Here is a 23,398-nt window from a genome sequence, read left to right as displayed (position 1 = left end):
AATAAGGCCCGAAAGGGCCAGCCGAGGGTAGGATCGATGCCAGCAGTTGACGAGACAGTCGAACGCGTTCGCGAGATCGACGTCGACAAATACAAATACGGCTTCAGCACCGATATCGAGATGGTGAAGGCCCCGCGCGGGCTTTCGGAGGAGATCGTCCGCTTCATCTCGGAGAAGAAGGGCGAGCCGGACTGGATGCTGGAGTGGCGCCTGGAGGCCTATCGCCGCTGGCTCACCATGAGCGAGCCGAGCTGGGCCAACGTCCATTATCCGAAGATCGACTTCCAGGAGCTGTATTACTACGCCGCGCCCAAGAGCATGGATAAGCCGAAGAGCCTGGACGAGGTCGATCCGGAGCTGCTGGCGACCTATGAGAAGCTGGGCATTCCGCTTTCCGAGCAGAAGATCCTGGCCGGCGTCGAGGATGCCGAGTACGAGACCGCGTCGGGCGCCCCGGGCGTCGCTGTGGACGCGGTGTTCGATTCGGTCTCCGTGGTCACCACCTTCAAGAAGGAGCTGGCCAAGGCCGGCGTCATCTTCTGCTCGATCTCCGAGGCGATCCGCGAGCATCCGGAGCTGGTGCGGAAATATCTCGGCTCCGTGGTGCCGACCTCGGACAATTTCTACGCCACGCTGAACTCGGCGGTGTTCTCCGACGGCAGCTTCGTCTACGTGCCCGAAGGGGTGCGCTGCCCGATGGAGCTCTCCACCTATTTCCGCATCAACGAGAAGCAGACCGGCCAGTTCGAGCGCACGCTGATCATCGCCGATAAGGGCGCATATGTGAGCTATCTGGAAGGCTGCACCGCGCCGATGCGCGATGAGAACCAGCTCCATGCCGCGGTGGTCGAGCTCGTCGCCTTGGACGATGCGGAGATCAAATATTCCACGGTGCAGAACTGGTATCCGGGCGATGCCGAAGGCAAGGGCGGCGTCTACAACTTCGTCACCAAGCGCGGCGATTGCCGGGGCAGGAACTCCAAGATCTCCTGGACCCAGGTCGAGACCGGCTCGGCCATCACCTGGAAATATCCGAGCTGTATTTTGCGCGGCGATAACTCGCGCGGCGAGTTCTACTCGGTCGCCATCTCGAACGGCTATCAGCAGATCGATTCCGGCACCAAGATGGTCCATCTGGGCAAGAACACCTCCAGCCGGATCATCTCCAAGGGCATCTCCGCCGGCAATTCCAACAACACCTATCGCGGCCTGGTCTCGGCGCATCGCAAGGCCACCAATGCGCGGAACTTCACCTGCTGCGATTCCCTGCTGATCGGCGACAAATGCGGCGCCCATACCGTGCCCTATCTGGAGGCCAAGAACGCGACTGCCATTTTCGAGCACGAGGCGACCACCTCGAAGATCTCCGACGACCAGATGTTCTACTGCCTGCAGCGGGGCCTGTCGGAGGAGGAGGCGGTGGCGCTGATCGTCAACGGCTTCGTGCGCGACGTGCTGCAGCATCTGCCCATGGAGTTCATGGCCGAGACCCAGCGGCTGATCGGCATCAGCCTGGAAGGGAGCGTCGGCTAATGGCGGCGGAGCTGGATGCCGATCTGGAGGCGATGTCCCGCGAGGCGCTGATCGCGGAGGTGAAGCGCCTGCGCGCCGGAATCCGCGAACACCGCGATTCCACCGGCCACGATCTTTGCTGGCATCACCCCCAGCTTTGGGGCCTGTTGCCCGATCCGCGCGAGTCCATGCCCGTGGTGCCGGAGTGGCCGGAATTCATGGCCGGCTGCATCAAGTATCGACAGTCGCTCGACCGCGAGTTGCCGGACAGGGTTCGCAAAGTCGGCGCGTACGAAGGCGAAAGCCCCGCCGAGACGGAATAGGACGGACGAGCGCCTGGCATTCCGGGCATGACGAATTGAATGAGTTTTTGAGGCGAAGAGAAAACACCAATGCTTGAGATCAAGAACCTTCACGCCCGCATCGACGACCGCGAGATCCTCAAGGGGCTGGATCTGAAGGTCCCGGCCGGCGAGGTGCACGCCATCATGGGCCCGAACGGCTCCGGCAAGTCGACGCTGGCCTATGTGCTCGCCGGCAAGGAGGAGTACGAGGTCACCGAAGGCTCGATCACCTGGAACGGCCAGAACCTGCTGGAGATGGGCCCCGACGAGCGCGCCGCCGCCGGCGTTTTCCTCGCTTTCCAATACCCGATCGAGATCCCCGGCGTCGCCACCATGACCTTCCTGCGCACGGCGGTGAATTCGGTGCGCAAGGCCCGCGGCCAAGAGGAATATTCCACGCCGGAATTCATGCGCGTGGTGCGCGAGCATGCCAAGGAGCTGAAGATCGATCCGGAGATGCTGAAACGCCCGTTGAACATGGGCTTCTCCGGCGGCGAGAAGAAGCGCAACGAGATCCTGCAGATGTCGCTGTTGGAGCCGAGCCTTTGCGTGTTGGACGAGACCGATTCCGGCCTCGATATCGACGCGCTGCGCATCGTCGCCGACGGCGTGAACCGGCTGCGTTCGCCCGACCGGTCGATGATCGTCATCACCCATTATCAGCGGCTTCTGAACTATATCGTGCCCGACCGCGTGCATGTGCTGTCGCAAGGCCAGGTGGCCCGTTCCGGCGATGCTGATCTGGCGCTGGAGCTCGAGAAAACCGGTTATGCAGAATTCCGCGGCGAGGCGGCGTGATCTGCCGCGTGAGGACGTAAAGATGGATTTGCCCGTCAAGCAGCTTCGGTCCAAGGCCGAGCAGGATCTACTCGACGTGTTCAGCGCGGTGAATGAGGCTTTGCCCGGCGCTGAGAACAAGACCGTCGCCAAGATCAGGAGCGATGCTCTGGCCGATTATGCCTCGGTGGGGCTGCCCCACCGCCGCGTCGAAGCCTGGAAATACACCGATCTGCGCTCGCAGATGCCGGAGGCCTTTCCCCTGGTGCAGGCGAGCGGCCGGGCGATCAGCGATGCGGAGATCGAGACCGCGCTGTCGCCCCGGATCGCCGGGATCGACGCTTACCGCCTGGTGGTGGCCGAGGGCGAGTTCCGCCCCGAGCTCTCCGATGTCACGGCACTGAAGGAGAAGGGCGCGGAGCTGCACTCTCTGGCCGAGACGCTGGAGCATCTGCCGGAGGAGCTGAAACCCTTGCTCGCCGAGAGCGGCTATCAGCGCTCAGGCTTCGAGGTGGCGCCCACCGCGACGAAGCAGATCCCCGACCCGATCATCGCCCTGAACAAGGCGCTGATGACCGGCGGCGTGATCTTGCGCCTGAAACAGGGCGCCGCGCTGGATAAGCCCGTGCATCTGATCAATCTGGATGGGGAAGGCGAGCCGTCTGCCTCGGTGACCCGCGCCATCGTGGTGCTGGAGAAGGGCACTAGCCTGGATCTGATCGAGAGCTATGCCAGCCTCGGCGGCCGCGGCCTGCAACGCAATGCCATGACCCAGATCGTCCTCGGGGAAAGCGCCGCCATCGAGCACAGCAAGCTGCAGCTCGAAGATGCCGAGGCCATGCATCTGGCCAATCTGATCGTCACCATGGGCGCGGAGGCCCGCTATAACGGCTTCCAGTATTCGCTCGGTGCGCGCCTCTCCCGCAACGACGTGCGGGTGCTGTTCGAAGGCGAGGGCGGCACCATGAGCTTCAATGGCGCCGCGCTGTTGAAAGACAGCCAGCATTGCGACACCACCATGGTGGTGGAGCATATGGTGCCCCATTGCACCAGCCGCGAGCTCTATAAGGCGGTGCTGGACGGCGACTCCCGCGGCGTGTTCCAGGCCAAGGTGATCGTCGCCCCCGACGCTCAGAAGACCGACGGCAAGCAGATGGGCCAGGCGCTGCTCTTGTCGCAAGGGGCGGAATTCGACACCAAGCCGGAGCTTGAGATCTTCGCCGACGACGTGGTCTGCGGCCATGGCGCCACCTCCGGCCAGATCGACGAGGATCTGCTGTTCTATCTGGAGGCGCGCGGCATTCCCGAGCCCACCGCAAGGGCGCTGCTGATCCAGGCTTTTGTCGGCGAGGCGCTGGAGCAGATCGAGGACGAGCCGGTTCGTGAAGCGCTCACCGCCGCCACTGCCGACTGGCTCGGCGTCGCGTTCGATTGAGGCTGCTATGTCCGTAATGCCCAGCCCTGCGAGCCAAACCGAGACCGGGACGGCGTTCGATGTCGAGCGCATCCGCGCCGATTTCCCGATCCTCGCCACCGAGGTGCAGGGCAAGAAGCTGGTCTATTTCGACAATGGCGCCTCGGCCCAGAAGCCGAAAGCGGTGCTGGACGCCGTCACCCGCGCCTATGGCGAGGAATACGCCAACGTCCATCGCGGGCTGCATTATTTGAGCAACCTCGCCACCGCCAATTTCGAGAAGGCGAGGGGGACGGTGCAGCGCTTCCTCAACGCGGCCCACGAGGAAGAGATCATCTTCACGGCAAATGCGACGGATTCGATGAATCTGGTCGCCTCGTCCTTCGGCGCCGAGTTCAAGGAAGGCGACGAGGTGGTGCTCTCCGTCATGGAGCATCATTCCAATATCGTCCCCTGGCATTTCCTGCGCGAGCGCCAAGGCGTGGTGCTGAAATGGGCGCCGGTGTCCGATACGGGCGAGTTCCTGCTCGATGAGTTCGAGAAGCTGATTACCCCGCGCACCAAGATGGTCGCGCTCACCCATATGTCCAACGTGCTCGGCACCGTGGTGCCGGTGAAGCAGGCTATCGATATCGCCCATGCGCACGGGGTCCCGGTGATGCTCGACGGCGCCCAGGCCGCAGTGCATCTTCCCGTCGACGTGCAGGCGCTGGATTGCGACTTCTACGCCTTCACCGGCCATAAGCTGTACGGGCCGACCGGCATCGGCGTGCTCTACGGCAAGAAACACCTCTTGGAGACCATGCGGCCCTATCGCGGCGGCGGCGAGATGATCGGCTATGTCACCGAAGACGAGGTGACCTACGCCGTGCCGCCGCATCGTTTCGAGGCCGGCACCCCGCCGATCGCCCAGGCCATCGGCCTTGGCGCCGCCATCGACTATGTCGAGGGGATCGGCCGCCAGGCCATTGCCGCCCATGAGGCGGCGTTGACCGATTACGCCATGGAAGAGCTTAGCAAGCTGAACTGGCTGCGCCTGATCGGCACCGCGCCGGGGAAGGGCGGTATCATCTCCTTCGAGATGGACGGGGCCCATGCCCACGACGTCTCCACCATCCTGGACCGCTATGGCGTGGCGGTGCGGGCCGGCACCCATTGCGCCGAGCCGCTTATGGCGCGCTTCGGTGTGACCTCGACATGCCGCGCCTCTTTCGCCATGTATAATACCCGAGCCGAGATCGACGCCTTCATCGAGGCGTTGAAGAAGACCCGGCAGATGTTCGCCTGAGGTGAGCCATGCAAGACGAACCGAACAAGACACCTGAAACCGAGACGGCCGCACCGGCCCCCGAGGCAGCGCAAGCGAGCCAGAGCGCCAGCGCCGATGTCGTCGCCAGCGGCGTCACCCATGCCCATACCGATCTGCCGCCTGAGGAGATCGAGCGGCTGAGCAACGATCTGGTGGTGGCGCTGAAGACGGTGTTCGATCCGGAAATCCCGGTCGATATCTACGAGCTCGGCCTGATCTACCGCGTCGATATCGACGAGAACCGCAATGTCGAGGCCGATATGACCCTGACCGCGCCGGGCTGCCCGGTGGCCGGCGAAATGCCGATCTGGGTGGAGAATGCCATCTCCTCCGTCCCCGGCGTCGGCGAGGTGCGGGTCAATCTGGTGTTCGATCCGCCCTGGGATATGAGCCGGATGAGCGAGGAAGCCCGCGTCGCCCTGAACATGTTTTAGGCCGCCCGCGTCGCTTGGCCCGCGCACGATCCCTTGCAGCGCGCCGTTTTAAGTCCTAACTCAGCACCATGAGCACACGACCGAGACCCAAAGTGATGACCCTGACGGATGCGGCTGCAGACCGCGTCCGCAAGCTGATGGCCGCCTCGACCAAGTCCGTCGCCGGGCTTCGCGTCGGCGTGAAGAATGGCGGCTGCGCAGGCATGGAATACACCATGGAGTATGTCGATGCGATCGACCCCATGGACGAGGTGGTCGAAGATCAGGGCGTGACCTTGGCCATAGACCCCAAAGCGGTGCTGTTTCTGCTCGGCGCGGAGATGGATTACAAGACCGACCGGCTGACCTCGGGCTTCGTGTTCAACAACCCGAACCAGACCTCCGCCTGCGGTTGCGGCGAATCCGTTATGCTGTCGCCGGCTTCGGAAGCCGCGCGCAAAGGCTTCGAGCCGACCACCCGCGCTTCCTAGGCAATACGCCTTTCCACGCGTTTTATACCCGCCATGCTGAGGCGCACGCCAAAAGCGCGCTTCGAAGCACGCGGCCCCTCCATCGAGGCGCGCAAGCGCACAGCTCAGGATGACGCTTTCGGGGGGCGTCACTGCGTGCCTTCGGCACGGCCTGCTCCCTCTCCCCGGTGGGGAGAGGGTTGGGGTGAGGGGGGAGAACCCTATCGAGATGCCGGAACCCCTCACCCGGATCGCTATTCGAGCGCCCTACCGCTTCGCTGAGGGCAGGCGATCCGACCTCTCCCTAAGGGAGAGGTGAGGCGCCGTGCATGGCATCACTTTTCAGCGTCATGCCCGGGCGTGACCCGGGCATCCACGGGCGTCGTGTACCGAGCGCGCGTCCCACTCCATTGTCATCACCGGGTCTGTCCCGGTGATCCAGTAGCGCGCGAAGTCGTTTTGGGCTGGATACCGGCTATTGCCGGTATGACGCCTTCAATTAGAGCGCCCCGCAATTCTCAGTCGTCATGCCCGCCACAAGGCCGAGCATGACTCGGACGAGGAGGCACACCTCCTCGTAAGTCTTCAATGTCGGTGAAATCGTTTGGAGCTGGGAACTATTCCGGCCGGACCGAGCGCATCATGAAGGCGGGGACGTGGTCGCCCATACCGCGCACCTTGCCGTCGTCCTTCTCGTCCTTACGGCCCTTGCCGGACGATTTGCCCGAAACCTTTGCCGCCGGCTTGCCCTTCTTGGCTTCCCGTTTCGGGGAGGGCGCATCGCCGGATTTCTTTTCCGGCTTGGGCTTGGAGTCGGGCTTGCTCTCGGATTTCGCTTCCGGTTTGGTCTCAGCCTTCGCTTCGACTTTGGCTTCCGATTTGGCGCCGTCCTTCGGCGCAGACTTCCGGCCGCCGCGCGATTTGGAGCGCGAACCCCGGCCGCGCCCACGACCCCGGCCGCTCTCGGCCTCGGCGATTTCGTCTTCGCTCAGGCCTTCGCCGTCGATCCAGGGAATATCCTGCTTCAGCATCGACTCGATGGCTTTGATCGCCTTGGCGTCTTTCGGCGTCACCAAGGTGGCGGCGAAGCCTTCTTTGCCCGCCCGGCCGGTGCGGCCGATACGGTGCACGTAATCCTCCGGATGCACCGGCACGTCGTAATTGAACACATGGCTCACATCGGGGATGTCGAGCCCGCGCGCCGCCACGTCCGAAGCGGCGAGGAAGGTGATGGTGCCGTTGCGGAAGCCTTCCAGCGTCGCGGTGCGCTGGCGCTGGTCCATATCGCCATGCAGCCCGCCGGCATTGAAGCCGTGGCGGATCAGCGAGCGCAGCAGGATGCCGACATCCTTCTTGCGATTGCAGAACACGATGGCGTTCTTCACGTCGGACGCCCGCATCAGCTCGCGCAAGGCTTCGCGCTTGGCCTTCGGCTCGTCCGGCGTTTTTGCCAGGCGCTGCACGATGGTGGAAGCGGCGGAGCTTTGCTGCGCCACCTCGACCCGGGCCGGCTGGTGCAGGAAGTTGTCGACCAGGCGCTGGATCTCCGGCGGCATGGTGGCGGAGAAGAACAGGGTCTGGCGGGTGAAGGGCAGGCGTTTGCAGATCTTCTCGATATCCGGGATGAAGCCCATATCGAGCATCCGGTCGGCTTCGTCGACCACCAGGATATCGATGCCGTTCAACAGCAGCTTGCCGCGCTCGAAATGGTCCAGCAGGCGGCCGGGCGTGGCGATCACCACATCGGCGCCACGGTCCAGCTTGCGGTCCTGCTCGTCATAGGAGACGCCGCCGATCAGCAGCGCCACGGTCAGCTTGTGATTCTTGCCCAGCACCTCGAAGGTCTCGGCCACCTGGGCGGCGAGTTCGCGTGTCGGCTCCAGAATCAGCGAACGCGGCATACGGGCCCGCGCCCGTCCGCGCTCCAGCTTGGTCAGCATCGGCAGCACGAACGAGGCCGTCTTGCCGGTACCGGTCTGGGCGATACCGAGCACGTCCTTCCCCATCATGGCGTGGGGAATGGCTTCGGCCTGGATCGGTGTGGGTTTGTCGTAGCCCGCAGCTTCGACGGCTGACAAAATCTTCGGGCTTAAGCCAAGGTCTGCAAAGCTCATACGTTAGCAAAGATGCCACGGGCGGAGCCCCGCGCCGCGGTTCTACTTTCTTGTTTGCATGCAGTTTGTGCTGCAAGGCTTTGCGCTGTTTACGAAAGTCTCGCAAAACCATAGAGCGCAAAACGATCTTCCACTCTCTCCCAGATAAGCCGGTGCGCGTTTGGACGCAAGTGACAATCGCGCACAGTCCAAAGAGAAATTAAGGAAATCTAACGCGTTTGGGCCGAATCGGGTGGGAAAGATCAGATATCCAGGTCGTCGGCGGTGGCGAACTCGGCCCGCTCCTGGATGAATTTGAAGCGCGCCTCGGCCTTATTGCCCATCAGCTGCTCCACCGTCTTGGATACGAGCTTCTCCTCATCCTCCTCCAGTTCGACCTGGAGCAGGGTACGCCGCTTCGGGTCCATGGTGGTCTCTTTCAGCTGCCGCGGCAGCATTTCGCCAAGACCTTTGAAGCGGCCGATATCGATCTTGCCCCTGCCGGTGAACTCGCTCTCCATCAGCTCGTCCTTATGGGCATCGTCCCGCGCATAGAGCGTTTTGGCGCCCTGGCTGATGCGATAGAGCGGCGGCACGGCAAGGAAGAGATGCCCGCTTTCGATCAGCGCCCGCATCTCTCGGTAGAAGAAGGTGATCAGAAGCGCTGCGATATGGGCGCCGTCTACGTCGGCGTCGGTCATGATCACCACCCGCTCGTAGCGAAGGTCGCTTTCCCGGAAGCGGCTGCCGGTGCCACAGCCCAGCGCCTGCACCAGATCGGAGATCAGCTGATTGTCGGCGAGCTTGGAGGAGCTGGCGGAGGCGACGTTCAGGATCTTGCCGCGCAAGGGGAGCACGGCTTGCGTCGCCCGGTCCCGCGCCTGCTTGGCCGAGCCGCCGGCGGAATCGCCCTCGACCAGGAAGATTTCGGTGCCCTTCGAGCCCTTGGAGGAGCAATCGGCCAGCTTGCCGGGAAGCCTTAAGCGCCGCGTGGCGCTCTGGCGGCTGACTTCCTTCTCCTTGCGGCGGCGCAGCCGCTCGTCGGAACGCTCCACCACCCAATCTAGCAGCTGGCTGGCGCGGGCCGGATTGCCGGTCAGCCAGTGATCGAACGCATCGCGCACCGTGCCTTCGACGACGCGGGCAGCCTCCTGCGTGGAGAGCTTCTCCTTGGTCTGGCCCTGGAATTCCGGCTCGCGGATGAACACTGAGAGCATGGCGCCGGCGCTGATCAAGACGTCATCGGCGGTGATCTGTGCGGTGCGCTTATGCCCGGCCATCTCGCCATAGGCGCGCAGGCCCTTGAGCAGGGCGGCCCGGAGGCCGTTCTCGTGGGTGCCGCCGTCGGGGGTCGGCACGGTGTTGCAGTAGGAGTTGAGGAAGCCGTCGGCGGATGCGATCCAGCTGATCGCCCATTCCACCGTGCCGTGGCCCTTGGCCTTCTCCACGCGCCCGCTGAACAGGTCTTTCACCACCCGCTCTTCGCCCTCGATGCGGCTTTCCAGAAAATCCTTCAGTCCGCCGGGGAAGTGGAACACCGCTTTTTGCGGCGTCTTCGAATCGGTCTCCAGTAGCTCCGGGGCGCAGGACCATTCGATCTTCACCCCGCCGAACAGATAGGCCTTGGAGCGGGCCATGCGGAACAGCCGCGCCGGCTCGAAGGCGGCGCTTTGCCCGAAGATCTGCGCATCCGGCTTGAAGCGCACCTTGGTGCCGCGCCGGTTCTTCACCGCGCCGAGCTTCTCCAGCCCGCTTTGCGGTAGGCCGCGGGAATAGCTCTGACGATAGAGCTGCTGCCCGCGGGCGACCTCGACCTCCAGATCTTCGGAGAGGGCGTTCACCACCGAGACGCCGACGCCATGCAGGCCGCCGCTGGTCTCATAGGCCTTGGAGTCGAACTTGCCGCCCGCATGCAGCGTCGTCATGATGATCTCGAGCGCCGACTTGCTCTTGAATTTCGGATGCGGGTCGACGGGGATGCCGCGGCCGTTATCGGCAACGCTCAGCGAGCCGTCGGCCAGAAGCTCCACCTCGATGCGGCTGGCATGGCCTGCCACCGCCTCGTCCATGGAATTGTCCAGCACCTCGGCGAAGAGATGGTGCAGGGCAGTGGCGTCGGTACCGCCGATATACATGCCCGGCCGGCGCCGGACCGGCTCCAGCCCCTCCAGAACCTCGATATCCGCGGCGCTGTAGGCCTCCTCCGCCGATTGCACCCGCGGCGCGGCCGCGGCCTTCGCCGGCGCAGATTTGGCCGCAGTCGCCTTGGAAGGCGCGGATTTGCTCTTGCGCGGCGCTTTGTCCGCGCCGTCGTCGATCTTGGCGAAAAGGTCGCGAGATGAAGCCATATACGGGACGTTTCGGAGTTGGGTTTTGGCGGGAGGGGGACGAGAATCAGTCCGCTCCCGTGCATCGTCTCTGGTTACACGGGCCCATGGCTTTTTCAAGAGCGCCCCGCGCCGCGGGCGAGGGCGCTATGCTCTGCGTCATGCCCGGGCGTGGCCCGGGCATCCAGGGCGGCTGGCACGCGGCATGTGGCTCTGGATTGCCACCCGGGTTCGGCTTCGCCGACCCGGGTACAGGCTAAAGTCAAGCCCGGCAATGACGAGGAATGAAGGCACGGCCTCCTCCCTCTCCCCGGTGGGGAGAGGGTTGGGGTGAGGGGGTTGAGGCTGAAGCTCAGAGCGCGTCACACATGCATCCGTCATCACCGGGCTTGTCCCGGTGATCCATGAACACCCGCGTTTCATTTATGGGCACAGTGATCATGGATGCCCGGCACAAGGCCGGGCATGACGCCGAATATTGGTCTCGCCCGTTCAGGCGATCTTGCCGCCGCCCTTCTTGGTGATCGCAACCACCGAAGGCCGCGGCGGCATGGCGGGATCAAAATCCGGCCAGCGGGTGGCCGGGTCCTCGAAGGTCGAGGCCCGCTCGAAGCCCGGATACTTGTCCGTCCCATCGGTGCCCGGATGCTGCACGGCGACGAACGCTGTTTCCTGATCCGGGGCGAAGCAGGGGCCGCACATCTCAGCCCCCACGGGGCAACGGAAGAAAAGCTTCGCGGTGCTGCGGCCGTCGCCCTCCGTCTCCATCGCGTAGAGCCCGTCCGCCTTGCCGGTGCGGTCCCAATATTCGCCCTGGTCGGTGGCGACCCACAGCCGGCCCTCGCTATCCACCGCCGCATTGTCGGGGCAGGCGAACCAGCCGGACTCGGAAGTGTCCGGATTCCACACCGCGCCGATGCCGGCGACGCTGGGGTCGCCGCATTGCACCAGCATGTCCCAGGCGTAATGCGCCGCGGCGTGGTCGCCGTCCGGCGGCGTCATCTCGATAATATGGCCGAAGGCATTGTCGCCGCGCGGATTGGCGGTGTCGGTGTCGTCGGCCTCGCGCTTGGTATTGTTGGTGAGCATGAGATAGACGCGGCCGTTTTCGAGATTCGGCTGGATATCCTCGGGGCGGTCCATGCGGGTGGCGCCCAGCTTATCGGCGGCGAGCCGCGCATTGATCACCACATCGGCCTGGGAAGCGAAGCCGTTCTCTGGCGTCAGCCCGTTCTCGCCGAACACCAGCGGCAGCCAATCCACCGAGCCGTCATCGTTGAAGCGGGCCGCAGACAGGGTGCCTTCCGAAAGCAGCCACATATTCGCAGCCCGGTCGTCCGGGTCGTACGTGCCCTTGCTGACGAAGCGGTAGACATAGTCGAACTTCCCGTCGTCGCCGCAATAGACCACGGCGCGCCCGTCTTTGTTGAGCAGGCATTCGGCGCCCTCATGGCGATAGCGGCCAAGCGCGGTGTGCTTCACCGGCGTGGAGGCGGGATCGAACGGATCGATCTCGCAGACCCAGCCGAAGCGGTTCGCCTCGTTCGGTTCCCTGTCGACATTGAAGCGGTCGTAATACCGGCCCCAGGCATACCAGAGCGCCGGCACGCCATAGCGCGCATAGCTTTCCGCCTGATCGCCGCCAAGCCCCTCCGCCGGGGTGCAGGCACCGTCATGATCTTCGGTCCAGAAATAGCCGTGGAAATTCTCTTCCGAGGCGAGATAGGTACCCCACGGCGTGACGCCGCCGGCGCAATTGTTCAGCGTGCCGGTGATGGTCTGGCCGTCCGGATCGTCCTTCGTATGAAGCCGCGCATGGCCCGCCGCCGGCCCGTCCACCGACATTTTCGTCAGCGACGAGATGCGGCGGTTATAGGGGCTGTCGAGCCGGACCTTCCAGAGATCGTCCTGCTTGGCGATCTCCACGATGCTGACGCCATGGGCCGCCATCTCGATATCGACCAGCTCCTTGGTCATGCCGCTGAAGCAGGCTTCCTTGTCCTGCCGCCCTAGCCCCGGAAACATCACCTCTTCATTGGTGTATTCGTGATTGACGCAGAGCAGGGCCTGGCTGCCGTCCTCGTTCAGCGGGATGAAGCCGATATAGTCGTTGTTGTAGCCGAACTGCTTCAGCTGCGCCGCGGGGCTCTGATTGTTGGGATCGAAAGGCGGCGAATCCGGAAATAGCGGATCGCCCCAGCGCAACAGGATCTGCGCCTCGTAGCCGTCCGCCACGTGATGGGTCTCGTCGATCCCCGCCGCCACCTCGTCGAAATCGAAGCGGCTTTCGGGTGCCTGTTTCGCCGCCGCAGTGTCTGCACCGAGCGCCCCGGATCCGAACAGCGCCGCCGCGGCGGCGACCCCTAAGCTGCCGCGGATCACATCGCGGCGGCTATAGCGCCGATACACCACCTCGCCGATGGTCGGGGCGTCTTTCGGGCTCAGCGGGATATCGTCATGCGCCTCGAAGGCTTCGGAGCGGTTGCAGTAAAACGGGCTCTTGGCCATATCTGTTGAAACCGTGCAATGGGAGTAGGGGCGCGAAATCTAGTCCCAGCGCATTGCACATTTTTGAATGTCGAAGAGCGTCACGGAGGAGACATGGCCGCAGAGACACCGCTATGCGATTTTGGCTGGAAGGCACCGGATTTCGAGCTGCCCGGCGTCGACGGCAAGACTTACAGCCTAGGCGATGTGAAGGGGCCGAACGGTCTTCTTGTGATGTTCATCTGCAATCACTGCCCCTATGTGAAGGCGGTGGCGGACCGCATCGTGCGCGACGTGGAGGCCTTGAAGCCCTACGGCATCGGCGCCGTTGCCATCTCCGCCAACGACGCGGAGCATTATCCGGAAGACTCCTTCGACAACATGAAGGCTTTCGCCGCTGAGAACGGCTTCACCTTCCCCTATCTCTATGACGAGACCCAGCAGGTGGCCCGCGCCTATGACGCGGTCTGCACGCCGGACTTCTTCGGCTTCAACAAGGATCTCGGCCTGCAATATCGCGGGCGGCTGGATGAGAGCGGCAAGGCACCGGCAGGCCCGGACGTCCGCCGCGATCTGTTCGAGGCGATGAAGCAGGTCGCTGAGACCGGGGAGGGGCCGAAACAGCAGACCGCCTCCATTGGCTGCTCGATCAAGTGGAAGGCGGCTTAGGCTGGCCCCATAATCCCACTCGTCATTGCCGGGCTTGACCCGGCAATCCAGAGACGCCCGCTCTGAGTTGGCTGCTCTGGATGCCCGGCTCAAGGCCGGGCATGACGAGGTGAAGGAGCGTCGCCTCCACAACCCAGCCGTCTCAAAAAGGCGAGCCGCTTAACGCGCCGCTAAGCCTACTCTTTTCCGTTTCCTTTACGGCGTCCCTCTAAAATTTGTCTCAAATTAAGGGGGAAGACGCGAGCGATGCTGTTTCGCTACGCCATACTGGTCGCCATGGTGCTGGGATCGCTCTATGGGGTCCTGATCACCGGGGCGAGTACCGGCCAGGTGCTGCTCGTCGATGCGGGCATGAGCGCCGCTGCGCCCGAATACAGCCTGTGGGCGCTCGCCGGCATCGTCGCCTTCTCGGCCGTCTCCCTGTTCCGATTCATGATTTTCGGCATGCCGTCGATGCTGACGGAGTGGTGCACCGACAACCGCGAATGGTTGGGGTGGGCGCTGCTCGGCGTGCTGGTGATCATCGTCTTCTACTGGCTGTAGGAGGCGAAGAGCTTTCGAGTTTGGGGGAGCCCGGCCGCAACTCTTGAGATTAGGCCCCGTGTTCGACGGGGGATGCGGAAAACGGCCTTGAAAGGGCAGGTCGGGCTAAAAAAGGGGCGGCTGTCATAGCGCAGACAGCCGCCCCAATTTTTTGCTCCGGCGGCGAGGCCGCCGAAGCGATAGCTCAGTTCGCGACTACCAGCTGTAGTACATCTCGAACTCGATCGGATGCGGCATCAGGCGCAGCTTGTCGACCTCTTCGGCCTTCAGCTCCAGATAGCCGTCGATCGCATCGTCGGTGAACACGCCGCCCTTCTTCAGGAACTCGCGGTCCGAATCCAGCGCCTCGCAGGCCTCGGCCAGCGAACCGCAGACCGTCGGGATGCCGGCCAGCTCTTCCGGCGGCAGGTCGTAGAGGTTCTTATCCATCGCCTCGCCCGGATCGATCTTGTTCTCGATGCCGTCGAGACCGGCCATCAGCATGGCGGCGAAGGCCAGATACGGATTGGCCATGGCATCGGGGAAGCGGATCTCAATGCGCTTCGACTTCGGACCGGACCCGAGCGGGATACGGCAGGAGGCCGAACGGTTGCGCGAGGAGTAGGCCAGCAGCACCGGCGCCTCGTAACCCGGCACCAGACGCTTGTAGGAGTTGGTGGACGGGTTGGTGAAGACGTTCAGCGTCTTGGCGTGCTTCAGGATGCCGCCGATATACCAAAGCGCGGTATCGGACAGGTCGGCATATTTGTCGCCGGCGAAGGTCGGTTGGCCGTCCTTCCAGATCGACTGGTGTGTGTGCATGCCCGAGCCGTTATCGCCGAACACCGGCTTCGGCATGAAGGTCGCCGTCTTGCCGTAGGCCTGGGCCACCATGTGCACAGCGTACTTGTAGAGCTGCACGTGGTCGGCGGTCTTGACCAGCGGACCGAACTTGATGCCGGCCTCGTGCTGGGCGGCGGCCACCTCGTGGTGATGCTTTTCCACGGTGACGCCCATCTCGGACATCACGCTCAGCATCTCGCCGCGCAGGTCCTGAGCCGAATCGATCGGCGGAACCGGGAAATAGCCGCCCTTGGTGCGCGGACGGTGGGCCAGGTTCCCCATATCGTATTCGGTGCCCATGTTGGAGGGCAGCTCAACCGAGTCGAGCTTGTACATGCAGTAATACGGATCGGCGACGAAGCGCACGTCGTCGAAGACGAAGAACTCCGGCTCCGGACCGAACACCGCGGTGTCGCCGACACCGGTCTGCTTCAGGTAGTTCATCGCCTTGTTGGCGATGCCGCGCGGATCGCGCTCATAGGGTTCGTCGGTGAGGGGCTCCAGCACGTCGCAGATCACCGCAAGGGTGCTCTGAGCGAAGAACGGATCGACGAAGGCGCTGTCGCAATCCGGCATCAGCTTCATGTCGGATTTGTCGATGCTCTTCCAGCCGGCGATGGAGGAGCCGTCGAACATGACGCCCTCGGCGAAGGCTTCCGCATCCATCACGCTGGCGTCCATCGTCACGTGCTGCATCTTGCCGCGCGGATCGGTAAAGCGGACGTCGACGAACTTGATGTCCTCGTCCTTGATTTTTTTCACTAAGCTTTCAGCGTCTGCCATGTTTCTCCCCTGTAGGTTTGGCAATGCAGGACAAGCCGCTTAGTCCCGACCCACGGCAAAACGATGACTAATCCCGTCGTTCCAGCCAGCGTGCGTCAATTGGCTAAATGGCTTCGGATCCTGTCTCGCCGGTGCGAATACGCACCGCCTCCTCAACGGCCGATACGAAGATCTTGCCGTCGCCGATGCGGCCGGTCTTGGCCGAGGCGGAAATTGCCTCGATGGCCTTCTCGACCATACCGTCGTCGACTACGAGTTCTAATTTCACTTTGGGGAGAAAATCCACCACATATTCGGCCCCCCGATAGAGTTCGGTATGACCTTTCTGGCGTCCGAAACCCTTCGCTTCGGTGACGGTGATACCCTGCAGGCCGATTTCCTGCAGTGCTTCCTTCACTTCATCCAACTTGAAGGGTTTGATGATAGCTTCAACTTTTTTCATCCCGGTGGGCACCTCTCCCGTTAAACGGATATGGGCGGTTGACAACACGCTCCGCCCTTTGAAGTCATTAAGGCACAGGTCTAAGCATGCCCTGTGCCAATCTCGATGCGACGCATTATCCGTTGTGGTTCAAAGGGGTAGCTAAAACCGCCCAAATTTTTGGCGGAGTCAAGTGGGCGGACTGCACATGAAAACATCAAACTGCTTAAGAACTAATCACAACGGAGACGGAAAATTATGCTGGAACTCCTGACCTCCGCCGAGATGGGCAATGCGGACCGGTTGACCATCGAAGCCGGCACGCCGGGCTTGTCGCTGATGGAGCGGGCGGGCGACGCCATCGCGACCGAAGTCGCCGAGCGGTTTCCCGACGCCGTCAAGGTCAGCATCTTGTGCGGGCCGGGCAATAATGGCGGGGACGGCTTTGTCGCCGCCAGGCTTCTGGCCGGTCAGGGCTATACCGTGCGCGTGGGGCTGCTGGGCGATGCCGGCAAGTTGCCGGCGGACGCGGCGGCCAATGCGAAAGCCTGGGAGGGCACGATCGAGCCGCTTTCGGCCGATCTCCTGGACGGCGCCGAAATCCTAATCGACGGTATTTTCGGGGCAGGGCTCGCCCGGCCGATCGAAGGCGCGCTGGCCGAGTTGGTCGCGGCGGTCAATGCCAGCAGACTGCCGGTGATCGCCATCGACGTGCCGAGCGGCATTGACGGCAGCACCGGCAAGGTGCGGGGGATCGCGGTTCAGGCGATCGCCAGCGTGACCTTCTTCCGGCTCAAGCCCGGCCATGTGCTGTTGCCGGGCCGGCTTTGCTGTGGCGACGTTACCCTGGCGCAGATCGGCATTGATGGCGATGTGCTGCAGACCATCGACCCGGACGCCTTTCTCGATGAGCCGGCGCTTTGGCTCGACGCGTTTCCCTGGCCCCAGCCCGACGGTCACAAATATTCCCGCGGTCATCTTCTCGTGGTCTCCGGCCGGGAAGACGCTACCGGCGCGGCGCGGCTCGCCGCCCGCGGCGGGCTTCGCATCGGGGTAGGGCTGGTGACGGTCGCCTCGCCCCGCGATGCGCTTCCCGTGAATGCCGCCCAGCTCACCGCCATCATGGTGCGGCCCGCCGATACCGCCGACGAGTTGGCCGAGCTTCTGGCCGATACCCGCAAGAATACCGTGGTGCTCGGCCCGGGCCTTGGCGTCGGACGGCGCACCCGCAATCTGGTGGCAGCGTCGCTCGCCAGCCCGGCCGCCGTGGTGATCGATGCCGACGGCATCTCCTCCTTCGCCGAGGTGCCGGAAACGCTGTTTGGCGAGATCAAGGGCCGCGAGGCGCCCGTGGTGCTTACCCCGCATGAGGGCGAGTTCGCCCGGCTGTTCCCCGATATCGCCGGCGAGAAGACTGAGCCGGAGGTCTCCAAGCTGGAGCGGGCGCGCCAGGCGGCCAGCCTCTCCGGCGCCATCGTCGTTCTGAAAGGCTCCGATACGGTGATTGCGGCGCCGGACGGCCGGGCGGCGGTCAACGCCACATCCTCGCCCTGGCTCGCCACCGCCGGCACGGGCGACGTGCTCTCCGGCATGATCGGCGGATTGCTGGCCCAGCATATGTCCGGTTTCGAGGCGGCCTGCGCGGCGGTCTGGTTCCACGGCGCGGCGGCCGAAGCGTTTGGTCCTGGCTTGATCTCCGAAGACGTGCCAGAGATGATTCCGAAAGTGCTTCGCGAGCTGCAGCAGCTTGTCTAGCAAGCTGCGATCGATCACGGGAGGAGAGGCGCCGCCGATAGGGGGTGGTGCATTCGGATTAAGGCCATGCTCCGCGGACTGACCTGCAAAGCCCTTGGCACCGCTTGCCTCGCCGGCCTTCTGGCTCTGGCGCTTTGTCCTGTGCCGCAAGCCGTAGCCAAGGAGGACGTCACCTTGCTGCGGGCGCGCGAGGGTGCCGCGGCGCTGCTGCGCGGCCAGTATGAGAAGGCGATCGGAATCCTCGACCGGGCCTTGAGCGAGCCGGAGATCGCCGACTTCGTGAAGGCCAGCATCTATAGCGACCGCGGCATCGCCAAATGGCGCCTGAAGCGGACCAAGGAGGCGATCGACGATTTCAACCAATCCATCGCCATCTCGCCGGAAAACGCCACCGTCTACAACAATCGCGGCAATGCGCTGCTCGATCTCGGCCATCCGGAAGAGGCGGTGAAGGATTTCGACCGCGCCATCGCGCTCTCGCCCAATTACGGCGTCGCCTATAACAATCGCGGCAATGCCCATGAGGCGCTCGGCGAGCACGATGCTGCCTTCCAGGACTTCCGCAAGGCCGTCGAGCTGATGCCGAACAGCGCCGTGGTGCTGAACGGCCGCGGCAAATCCCATGCCGAGCTGAAGCGCTATCATGCGGGTATCCGCGACTATAGCCGGGCGCTGCAGCTCGATCCGCGCTGTGCGCCTTGCTACACCAACCGGGGCGAGGCTTACCTCGCTATCGGCAAATACAAGGAAGCGGCGGCCGACTTCAGCCAAAGCCTCAGCATCAAGCCGGACAATCCCGATCTGCTGCTTTCCCGGGCCAAGGCCTATAACGGGGCCAACAATTACCGCGCAGCCGAGACCGATCTCGACAAGCTCATCGAACTGGAGCCCGACCGGGTCGCCGCCTATATGGAGCGCGGCAAGGTGCGCACCGCCAGTTACCGCAAGGAAGAAGACGCGATCGAGGATCTGACCCACGCCATCGCCCTTGCGCCGACGGCGGAGGCCTATGCCTTGCGGGCCGAAGCGAAGCTGAAGGCAGAGCGCCCTAACCAAGCCCTGACCGACGCGCTGGAAGCCGTCTCGCTGGCGCCCGACGATGCCTTCGCCTCCCGGATGCGCGGCGATGTCTACCGGGCGCTGGAGCGCGACAACGATGCCATCGACGCCTACCGTGCCGCTCTAAAGCACGATCCTTTCGACGAGGATGCCCGCGAGGCGCTGCTGGCTATGGATCAGGAGGTGCCGCCCGCCGAAGGCACCCCGCTGGGACCGCCGGTCTCCGGCTGGGTGATCAAGGAGCTGGAGCCGAGCCGCTACGTGGCGGTGAACGACGAGTATCCGGCGGTTCGCGCCGAGATCGAGATGTTCGGATCGGGCAAGCCGAAGATCCTGCAATGGTCGCTTCTGGAAAGCGGCCTGAAGGGCATCGGCCTGTTGCGCTACTATGCCGGCAGCTTCTCAAGTGGCAGCGACAGCGACCTGGTCTATGTCGCCATCGTCGATCTTTGGGCCAAGAAGGTGGTGGCGGTAGAGCCCTATAGTTGGGGCTCCAACAGTGCCGATTGGACTTGGGCGCCGTATTCGGTGGCGGTGACCGATCCGGCAGGCAATACCAACGAAGTTCAGCTTCGGCGCCCGCGCCCGGCGGTGTCGCAAACCGCGCGCGAGTATGAACGCCCGCGACAGCGGCGGCGCCGGAGCGGCGGAGGTGGCGGCTTGTTCGATTGGCTGCTTCGCTAGCCGCACCGTCTGGCAAGCGATGCCGGTCTGGCATACTGTCCGTCCCAATTGATCAGCTTTTTGAGATTCAGACATCGATGACGAAATTTCTTGCCAGCGTGCGCAACGCCGATGAGGCCGAAACCGCTCTTCAGGCGGGCGCCGATATCATCGATCTGAAGGAGCCGGACGGGGGGGCGCTTGGTGCCGTTTCCCCGAAAACTGCCGCGGTGGTGGTCGCGCAGATCGGCGGCCGGGCCAAGGTCAGCGCCACCATCGGCGATCTCCCTATGGTGCCTGAGAGCGTGCAGGCGGCAATCGAGACGACGGCGAAGACCGGCGCCGATTACGTCAAGTTCGGCGTCTTCCCGGGCCCCGGAGCGGAAGCATGTCTCGGCGCGCTCGTGCCGCCTGCGGGCGGGGCGGGGCTCGTCGCTGTGCTGTTCGCCGACGATCTTCCCAAATTCGAATATCTGCCGATCCTGAAGAATATCGGCGTGGCCGGCGTGATGCTGGATACGCGGCGAAAGGGGCACGGCTCGCTGCTCGACCACCTGCATCTTGCATCGCTCCGCCGCTTCGTTGAGACGGTGCAGCAGGAGGGGGTGATGGCTGGTCTTGCCGGGTCGCTGAAACCGCACCATCTGCAATATCTCTTGCCGCTGCAGCCCGATCTCCTCGGCTTCCGCGGCGCACTTTGCGATGGCGAAACCCGAAACAATGCGATGGATGCGGCGCGCTGCGCCAAGATCCGCGCGCTGATCCCGCAAGAGGTGCGGCAGGAACCGCTAACCCAATCGCCATTGCCGGACGGCGGGGCGGCCCCGATATGCTAGAGAGAAGGCGCTTTTCATTAGGAGCGAATGTTTTGAATGCAGCTGTTGTGCGTAGTGAGTGCGGTTGAATGAACGACGTTGCCGATAAGACGATGCCCCGCAAGGGCAAGCAGGAGAATGCAGGCGGCAGCGCGGGCGTCGAGGCGCCGCGGCGCGACGTCATCTTCGTGCGCGACTACGTGCTGGATTGCGAGATCGGCGTCTATACCAACGAGAAGGGCGTCACCCAGCGGGTGCGCATCTCGGTGGATGTCGAGATCGATGCCACCGACGAGGCGCTGAACGACGATATCGCCCATACCTTCGATTACGACGTGATCATAAACGGCGTGCGCGATGTGGCGCTGAACGGCCATATCAATCTCACCGAGACCATCGCCGAGGAGATCGCCGCTCATTGCCTGGCCCATCCGCGCGCGCATCTGGTGAAGGTGAAGGTGGAGAAGCTGGACAAGGCGCCGGGATCCGTGGGCGTGGAGATCGTACGCCAGCGGGTCGGCAGCTGATGGCAGAAACCGGCCTCAAGCGGCAGGACGCGATCGCGCCCGATGGCGGCGAGATGATCCGCCCGGTGGTCGTCAAGCTTGGCGGTAGCGTCGTCCGCTCGCCTTACTTGCAAGACTGGCTGAATGCCGTCGCCACCGCCGCGCGCCCCATCGTGGTGGTGCCGGGGGGTGGGGCACTTGCCGACGAAGTGCGCGACTGCCAAACCTCGCTCGGCTTCGACGATCTCGCCGCCCATCGCATGGCGCTTCTGGCCATGGATCAGCTTGCCTGGGCGGTGGCGGGGCTGCGTCCCGATTTCGAGGTCGGCGACAGCGAGCAGGCCTTGCTGCAGAGCTTGGGCCAAAACCGCATCGCCGTCTGGGCGCCGTTTGCCCATATCGGCAAGCGCAGCGATATCGCCCCCTCCTGGGCCATCACTTCCGACAGCCTGGCGCTGTGGCTTGCTGGCCAGCTCGGCGCTGAGTGCTGCTATATGATCAAGCAAGTGCCGCGGACCGGCAGTGCGGTGAGCGCTGCGATGCTGGCGGCGGATGGCGTGGTCGACGAGGCCTTCCCGGAGATGCTGGGCGGCACGGCGGTGCCGGCCTATCTGCTCGGTCCCGAGGACCGGGCCGTCTTTGGCGCCGCGCTTGCCCGTTCGGCGACCTGCGGCACGCGGATCGCGGCCTAAACCTTCGCGCACCGGCCTGTTGCGGGGTAAAACCTCCCGCAAGGCGGAACTGGTGCCTTTTACGTGGTGGATGACGTCATTCTTTTCCTGACCGGACATATCGCCAAGCCGCGGCTGGAATCGGTGCTCGCCGGCATGGAGCCCGATTTCGACTACGAGGTGTTCGATATCGGGGTGAAAGTCGCCGCGCTGATGACCGAGGAGATCATCGCCCGCCGCCTGCCGACGCCGATCACCGCCGACAAGGTGATGGTGCCCGGCCGCTGCCGCGCCGATCTCGACGCGCTGAGCCAACGCTTTGGCGTGCCGTTCCTGCGCGGGCCCGACGAGCTGAAGGATCTGCCGAGCTATTTCGGTCGTGCCAAGCGCCAGGCCGATATGAGCAAATACGACCTCAAAATCTTCGCCGAGATCGTCGATGCCTCCGACCTCACCATCGAGGCGCTGCTCCGCCGGGCCACGACGCTCGCCAAGGGCGGGGCCGATGTGATCGATCTCGGCTGCCTGCCCGATACGCCGTTTCCCCATCTCGCCGACGCCATCCATGCGCTGCAGGCGGAAGGGATGAAGGTCAGCGTGGATTCGGCGAACCCCGAAGAACTGCTGCGCGGCGGCAAGGCCGGCGCCGACTTCCTGCTCAGTCTCAACGAGGAGACGCTGCATATCGCCGACGAAGTCTCCTCGGTCCCGGTGCTGATCCCCAAGGATCACGGCGATCTGCAATCGCTGTATCGCGCCATGGACGCCATGGAGAAGAAGGGGCTGCCCTATATGGCGGACCCGGTGCTCGATCCGATCAATTTCGGCTTCATGACCTCGCTGGAGCGCTATGCGCAAACCCGCCGCGACTATCCGGAATGCGAGATCCTGATGGGCACCGGCAATCTCACCGAGCTGACGGATGCCGATTCCGGTGGCGTCACCGCCATGCTGATGGGGATTTGCGCCGAGCTCGCCATCCGCAATGTGCTGGTGGTGCATGTCAGCCCCCATACGCGGCGCACCGTGGAGGAGCACGATCTCGCCCGCCGCATCATGTATGCCGCCCGCGCCGAGCACGATCTACCCAAGGATTACGACGACGGGCTGATGGGGCTGCACGACCGGCGCCCCTTCGTGCAGACCCCGGAGGAGATCGCCGAGATCGCCGCCGAGGTGCGCGACAAGAATTTCCGTATCGAGGTCGCCGAGGATGGGGTGCATATCTACAACCGCGATATGCACGAGGTCGCCCAGGATGTGTTCGATCTCTTCCCGAAGCTCGGCGTCGATACCGATGGCGCCCACGCCTTCTATCTCGCCGCTGAGCTGGCCAAGGCGGAGATCGCCTGGCGTCTCGGCAAGCGCTACGCCCAGGACGAGCCGCTGGGCTTCGGCGTTGCTGTGGAGCGGCCTGAGGAAGATCGCACAAGGCTGAAACAGGCCGGCCACACCCTGATCACCAAGAAGCAGGAGGCGACCGCCAAGCGTACCGATAAGGGCACCGGCAAGACCTCCAAATCTTCCAAGGAGCCGGCGAGCTGA

20 protein-coding genes are annotated in these 23,398 nt (G+C 63.8%); 15 read left to right on the top strand and 5 right to left on the bottom strand.

Annotation, left to right across the window (positions count from 1 at the left end; translation table 11 throughout):
• The first annotated feature begins 36 nt into the window (after positions 1–36).
• The 7 genes from sufB (at position 37) to HT051_RS10280 (ending at position 6,260) form a co-directional block, all read left to right on the top strand.
• On the top strand, positions 37–1,533 hold the full coding sequence (gene sufB, locus HT051_RS10310; RefSeq protein ID WP_174541950.1) for a Fe-S cluster assembly protein SufB: 1,497 nt from the start codon (positions 37–39) through the stop codon (positions 1,531–1,533).
• A gap of 11 nt (positions 1,534–1,544) precedes the next feature.
• Complete coding sequence (locus HT051_RS10305) at positions 1,545–1,835, top strand: hypothetical protein (RefSeq protein WP_174542966.1); 291 nt, start codon at positions 1,545–1,547, stop codon at positions 1,833–1,835.
• A gap of 69 nt (positions 1,836–1,904) precedes the next feature.
• Complete coding sequence (gene sufC, locus HT051_RS10300) at positions 1,905–2,654, top strand: Fe-S cluster assembly ATPase SufC (protein WP_174541949.1); 750 nt, start codon at positions 1,905–1,907, stop codon at positions 2,652–2,654.
• Positions 2,655–2,676: 22 nt separating this feature from the next.
• Positions 2,677–4,068 carry a Fe-S cluster assembly protein SufD gene (sufD, locus tag HT051_RS10295; RefSeq protein ID WP_174541948.1) on the top strand — a complete coding sequence of 464 codons (1,392 nt, stop codon included), beginning with the start codon at positions 2,677–2,679 and terminating at the stop codon, positions 4,066–4,068.
• A 16-nt stretch (positions 4,069–4,084) separates the two neighbouring features.
• Positions 4,085–5,335 carry a cysteine desulfurase gene (locus HT051_RS10290; RefSeq protein WP_174541947.1) on the top strand — a complete coding sequence of 417 codons (1,251 nt, stop codon included), beginning with the start codon at positions 4,085–4,087 and terminating at the stop codon, positions 5,333–5,335.
• Positions 5,336–5,343: 8 nt separating this feature from the next.
• Positions 5,344–5,790, top strand: a complete 447-nt coding sequence (locus HT051_RS10285; protein WP_174541946.1) for an SUF system Fe-S cluster assembly protein — start codon at positions 5,344–5,346, stop codon at positions 5,788–5,790.
• Positions 5,791–5,885: 95 nt separating this feature from the next.
• Positions 5,886–6,260 carry a HesB/IscA family protein gene (locus tag HT051_RS10280; RefSeq protein WP_371740610.1) on the top strand — a complete coding sequence of 125 codons (375 nt, stop codon included), beginning with the start codon at positions 5,886–5,888 and terminating at the stop codon, positions 6,258–6,260.
• Positions 6,261–6,856: 596 nt separating this feature from the next.
• On the opposite strand, the gene HT051_RS10275 is transcribed toward HT051_RS10280, so the two are convergent.
• The 3 genes from HT051_RS10275 to HT051_RS10265 all read right to left on the bottom strand — a co-directional run bounded on the left by HT051_RS10275 (position 6,857) and on the right by HT051_RS10265 (position 13,167).
• Positions 6,857–8,353 carry a DEAD/DEAH box helicase gene (locus HT051_RS10275; RefSeq protein WP_174541944.1) on the bottom strand — a complete coding sequence of 499 codons (1,497 nt, stop codon included), beginning with the start codon at positions 8,351–8,353 and terminating at the stop codon, positions 6,857–6,859.
• A 242-nt stretch (positions 8,354–8,595) separates the two neighbouring features.
• Positions 8,596–10,680, bottom strand: coding sequence for a DNA topoisomerase IV subunit B (gene parE / locus HT051_RS10270; protein ID WP_174541943.1), 2,085 nt, complete (start codon positions 10,678–10,680; stop codon positions 8,596–8,598).
• A 471-nt stretch (positions 10,681–11,151) separates the two neighbouring features.
• Complete coding sequence (locus tag HT051_RS10265; protein WP_174541942.1) at positions 11,152–13,167, bottom strand: PhoX family phosphatase; 2,016 nt, start codon at positions 13,165–13,167, stop codon at positions 11,152–11,154.
• Between the two features lie 93 nt (positions 13,168–13,260).
• On the opposite strand from HT051_RS10265, the gene HT051_RS10260 reads away from it, so the two are divergent.
• On the top strand, positions 13,261–13,815 hold the full coding sequence (locus HT051_RS10260; RefSeq protein ID WP_174541941.1) for a thioredoxin family protein: 555 nt from the start codon (positions 13,261–13,263) through the stop codon (positions 13,813–13,815).
• 246 nt (positions 13,816–14,061) lie between these two features.
• Positions 14,062–14,358: a hypothetical protein gene (locus tag HT051_RS10255; RefSeq protein ID WP_174541940.1), complete on the top strand. Its 297-nt coding sequence runs from the start codon at positions 14,062–14,064 to the stop codon at positions 14,356–14,358.
• 195 nt (positions 14,359–14,553) lie between these two features.
• On the opposite strand, the gene glnA is transcribed toward HT051_RS10255, so the two are convergent.
• Both glnA and HT051_RS10245 read right to left on the bottom strand, forming a co-directional pair.
• Positions 14,554–15,963 (bottom strand): type I glutamate--ammonia ligase, encoded by a 1,410-nt coding sequence (gene glnA, locus HT051_RS10250; protein WP_174541939.1) that lies wholly within the window; start codon positions 15,961–15,963, stop codon positions 14,554–14,556.
• A gap of 103 nt (positions 15,964–16,066) precedes the next feature.
• Complete coding sequence (locus tag HT051_RS10245; RefSeq protein WP_174541938.1) at positions 16,067–16,405, bottom strand: P-II family nitrogen regulator; 339 nt, start codon at positions 16,403–16,405, stop codon at positions 16,067–16,069.
• Positions 16,406–16,642: 237 nt separating this feature from the next.
• Here HT051_RS10245 and HT051_RS10240 point away from each other — a divergent pair, with 237 nt between their 5' ends.
• The 6 genes from HT051_RS10240 to HT051_RS10215 all read left to right on the top strand — a co-directional run bounded on the left by HT051_RS10240 (position 16,643) and on the right by HT051_RS10215 (position 23,398).
• The gene (locus HT051_RS10240; RefSeq protein WP_174541937.1) at positions 16,643–18,139 is read left to right on the top strand and encodes an NAD(P)H-hydrate dehydratase; all 1,497 of its coding nucleotides are present in this window, start codon (positions 16,643–16,645) and stop codon (positions 18,137–18,139) included.
• Between the two features lie 66 nt (positions 18,140–18,205).
• Positions 18,206–19,882 (top strand): tetratricopeptide repeat protein, encoded by a 1,677-nt coding sequence (locus HT051_RS10235; RefSeq protein ID WP_174541936.1) that lies wholly within the window; start codon positions 18,206–18,208, stop codon positions 19,880–19,882.
• Between the two features lie 77 nt (positions 19,883–19,959).
• Positions 19,960–20,697 carry a (5-formylfuran-3-yl)methyl phosphate synthase gene (locus HT051_RS10230; protein WP_174541935.1) on the top strand — a complete coding sequence of 246 codons (738 nt, stop codon included), beginning with the start codon at positions 19,960–19,962 and terminating at the stop codon, positions 20,695–20,697.
• A gap of 68 nt (positions 20,698–20,765) precedes the next feature.
• The gene (locus HT051_RS10225; RefSeq protein WP_174541934.1) at positions 20,766–21,203 is read left to right on the top strand and encodes a dihydroneopterin aldolase; all 438 of its coding nucleotides are present in this window, start codon (positions 20,766–20,768) and stop codon (positions 21,201–21,203) included.
• Positions 21,203–21,874 carry a hypothetical protein gene (locus HT051_RS10220; RefSeq protein ID WP_174541933.1) on the top strand — a complete coding sequence of 224 codons (672 nt, stop codon included), beginning with the start codon at positions 21,203–21,205 and terminating at the stop codon, positions 21,872–21,874. The genes HT051_RS10225 and HT051_RS10220 overlap by 1 nt, the downstream gene beginning before the upstream one ends.
• Positions 21,875–21,940: 66 nt before the next feature.
• Positions 21,941–23,398, top strand: coding sequence for a DUF6513 domain-containing protein (locus tag HT051_RS10215; protein ID WP_246810053.1), 1,458 nt, complete (start codon positions 21,941–21,943; stop codon positions 23,396–23,398).

This window comes from Methyloligella sp. GL2, assembly GCF_013341275.1.
Taxonomy (GTDB): Bacteria; Pseudomonadota; Alphaproteobacteria; order Rhizobiales; family Methyloligellaceae; genus Methyloligella.
This window is presented reverse-complemented; position numbering and strand designations above follow the sequence as displayed.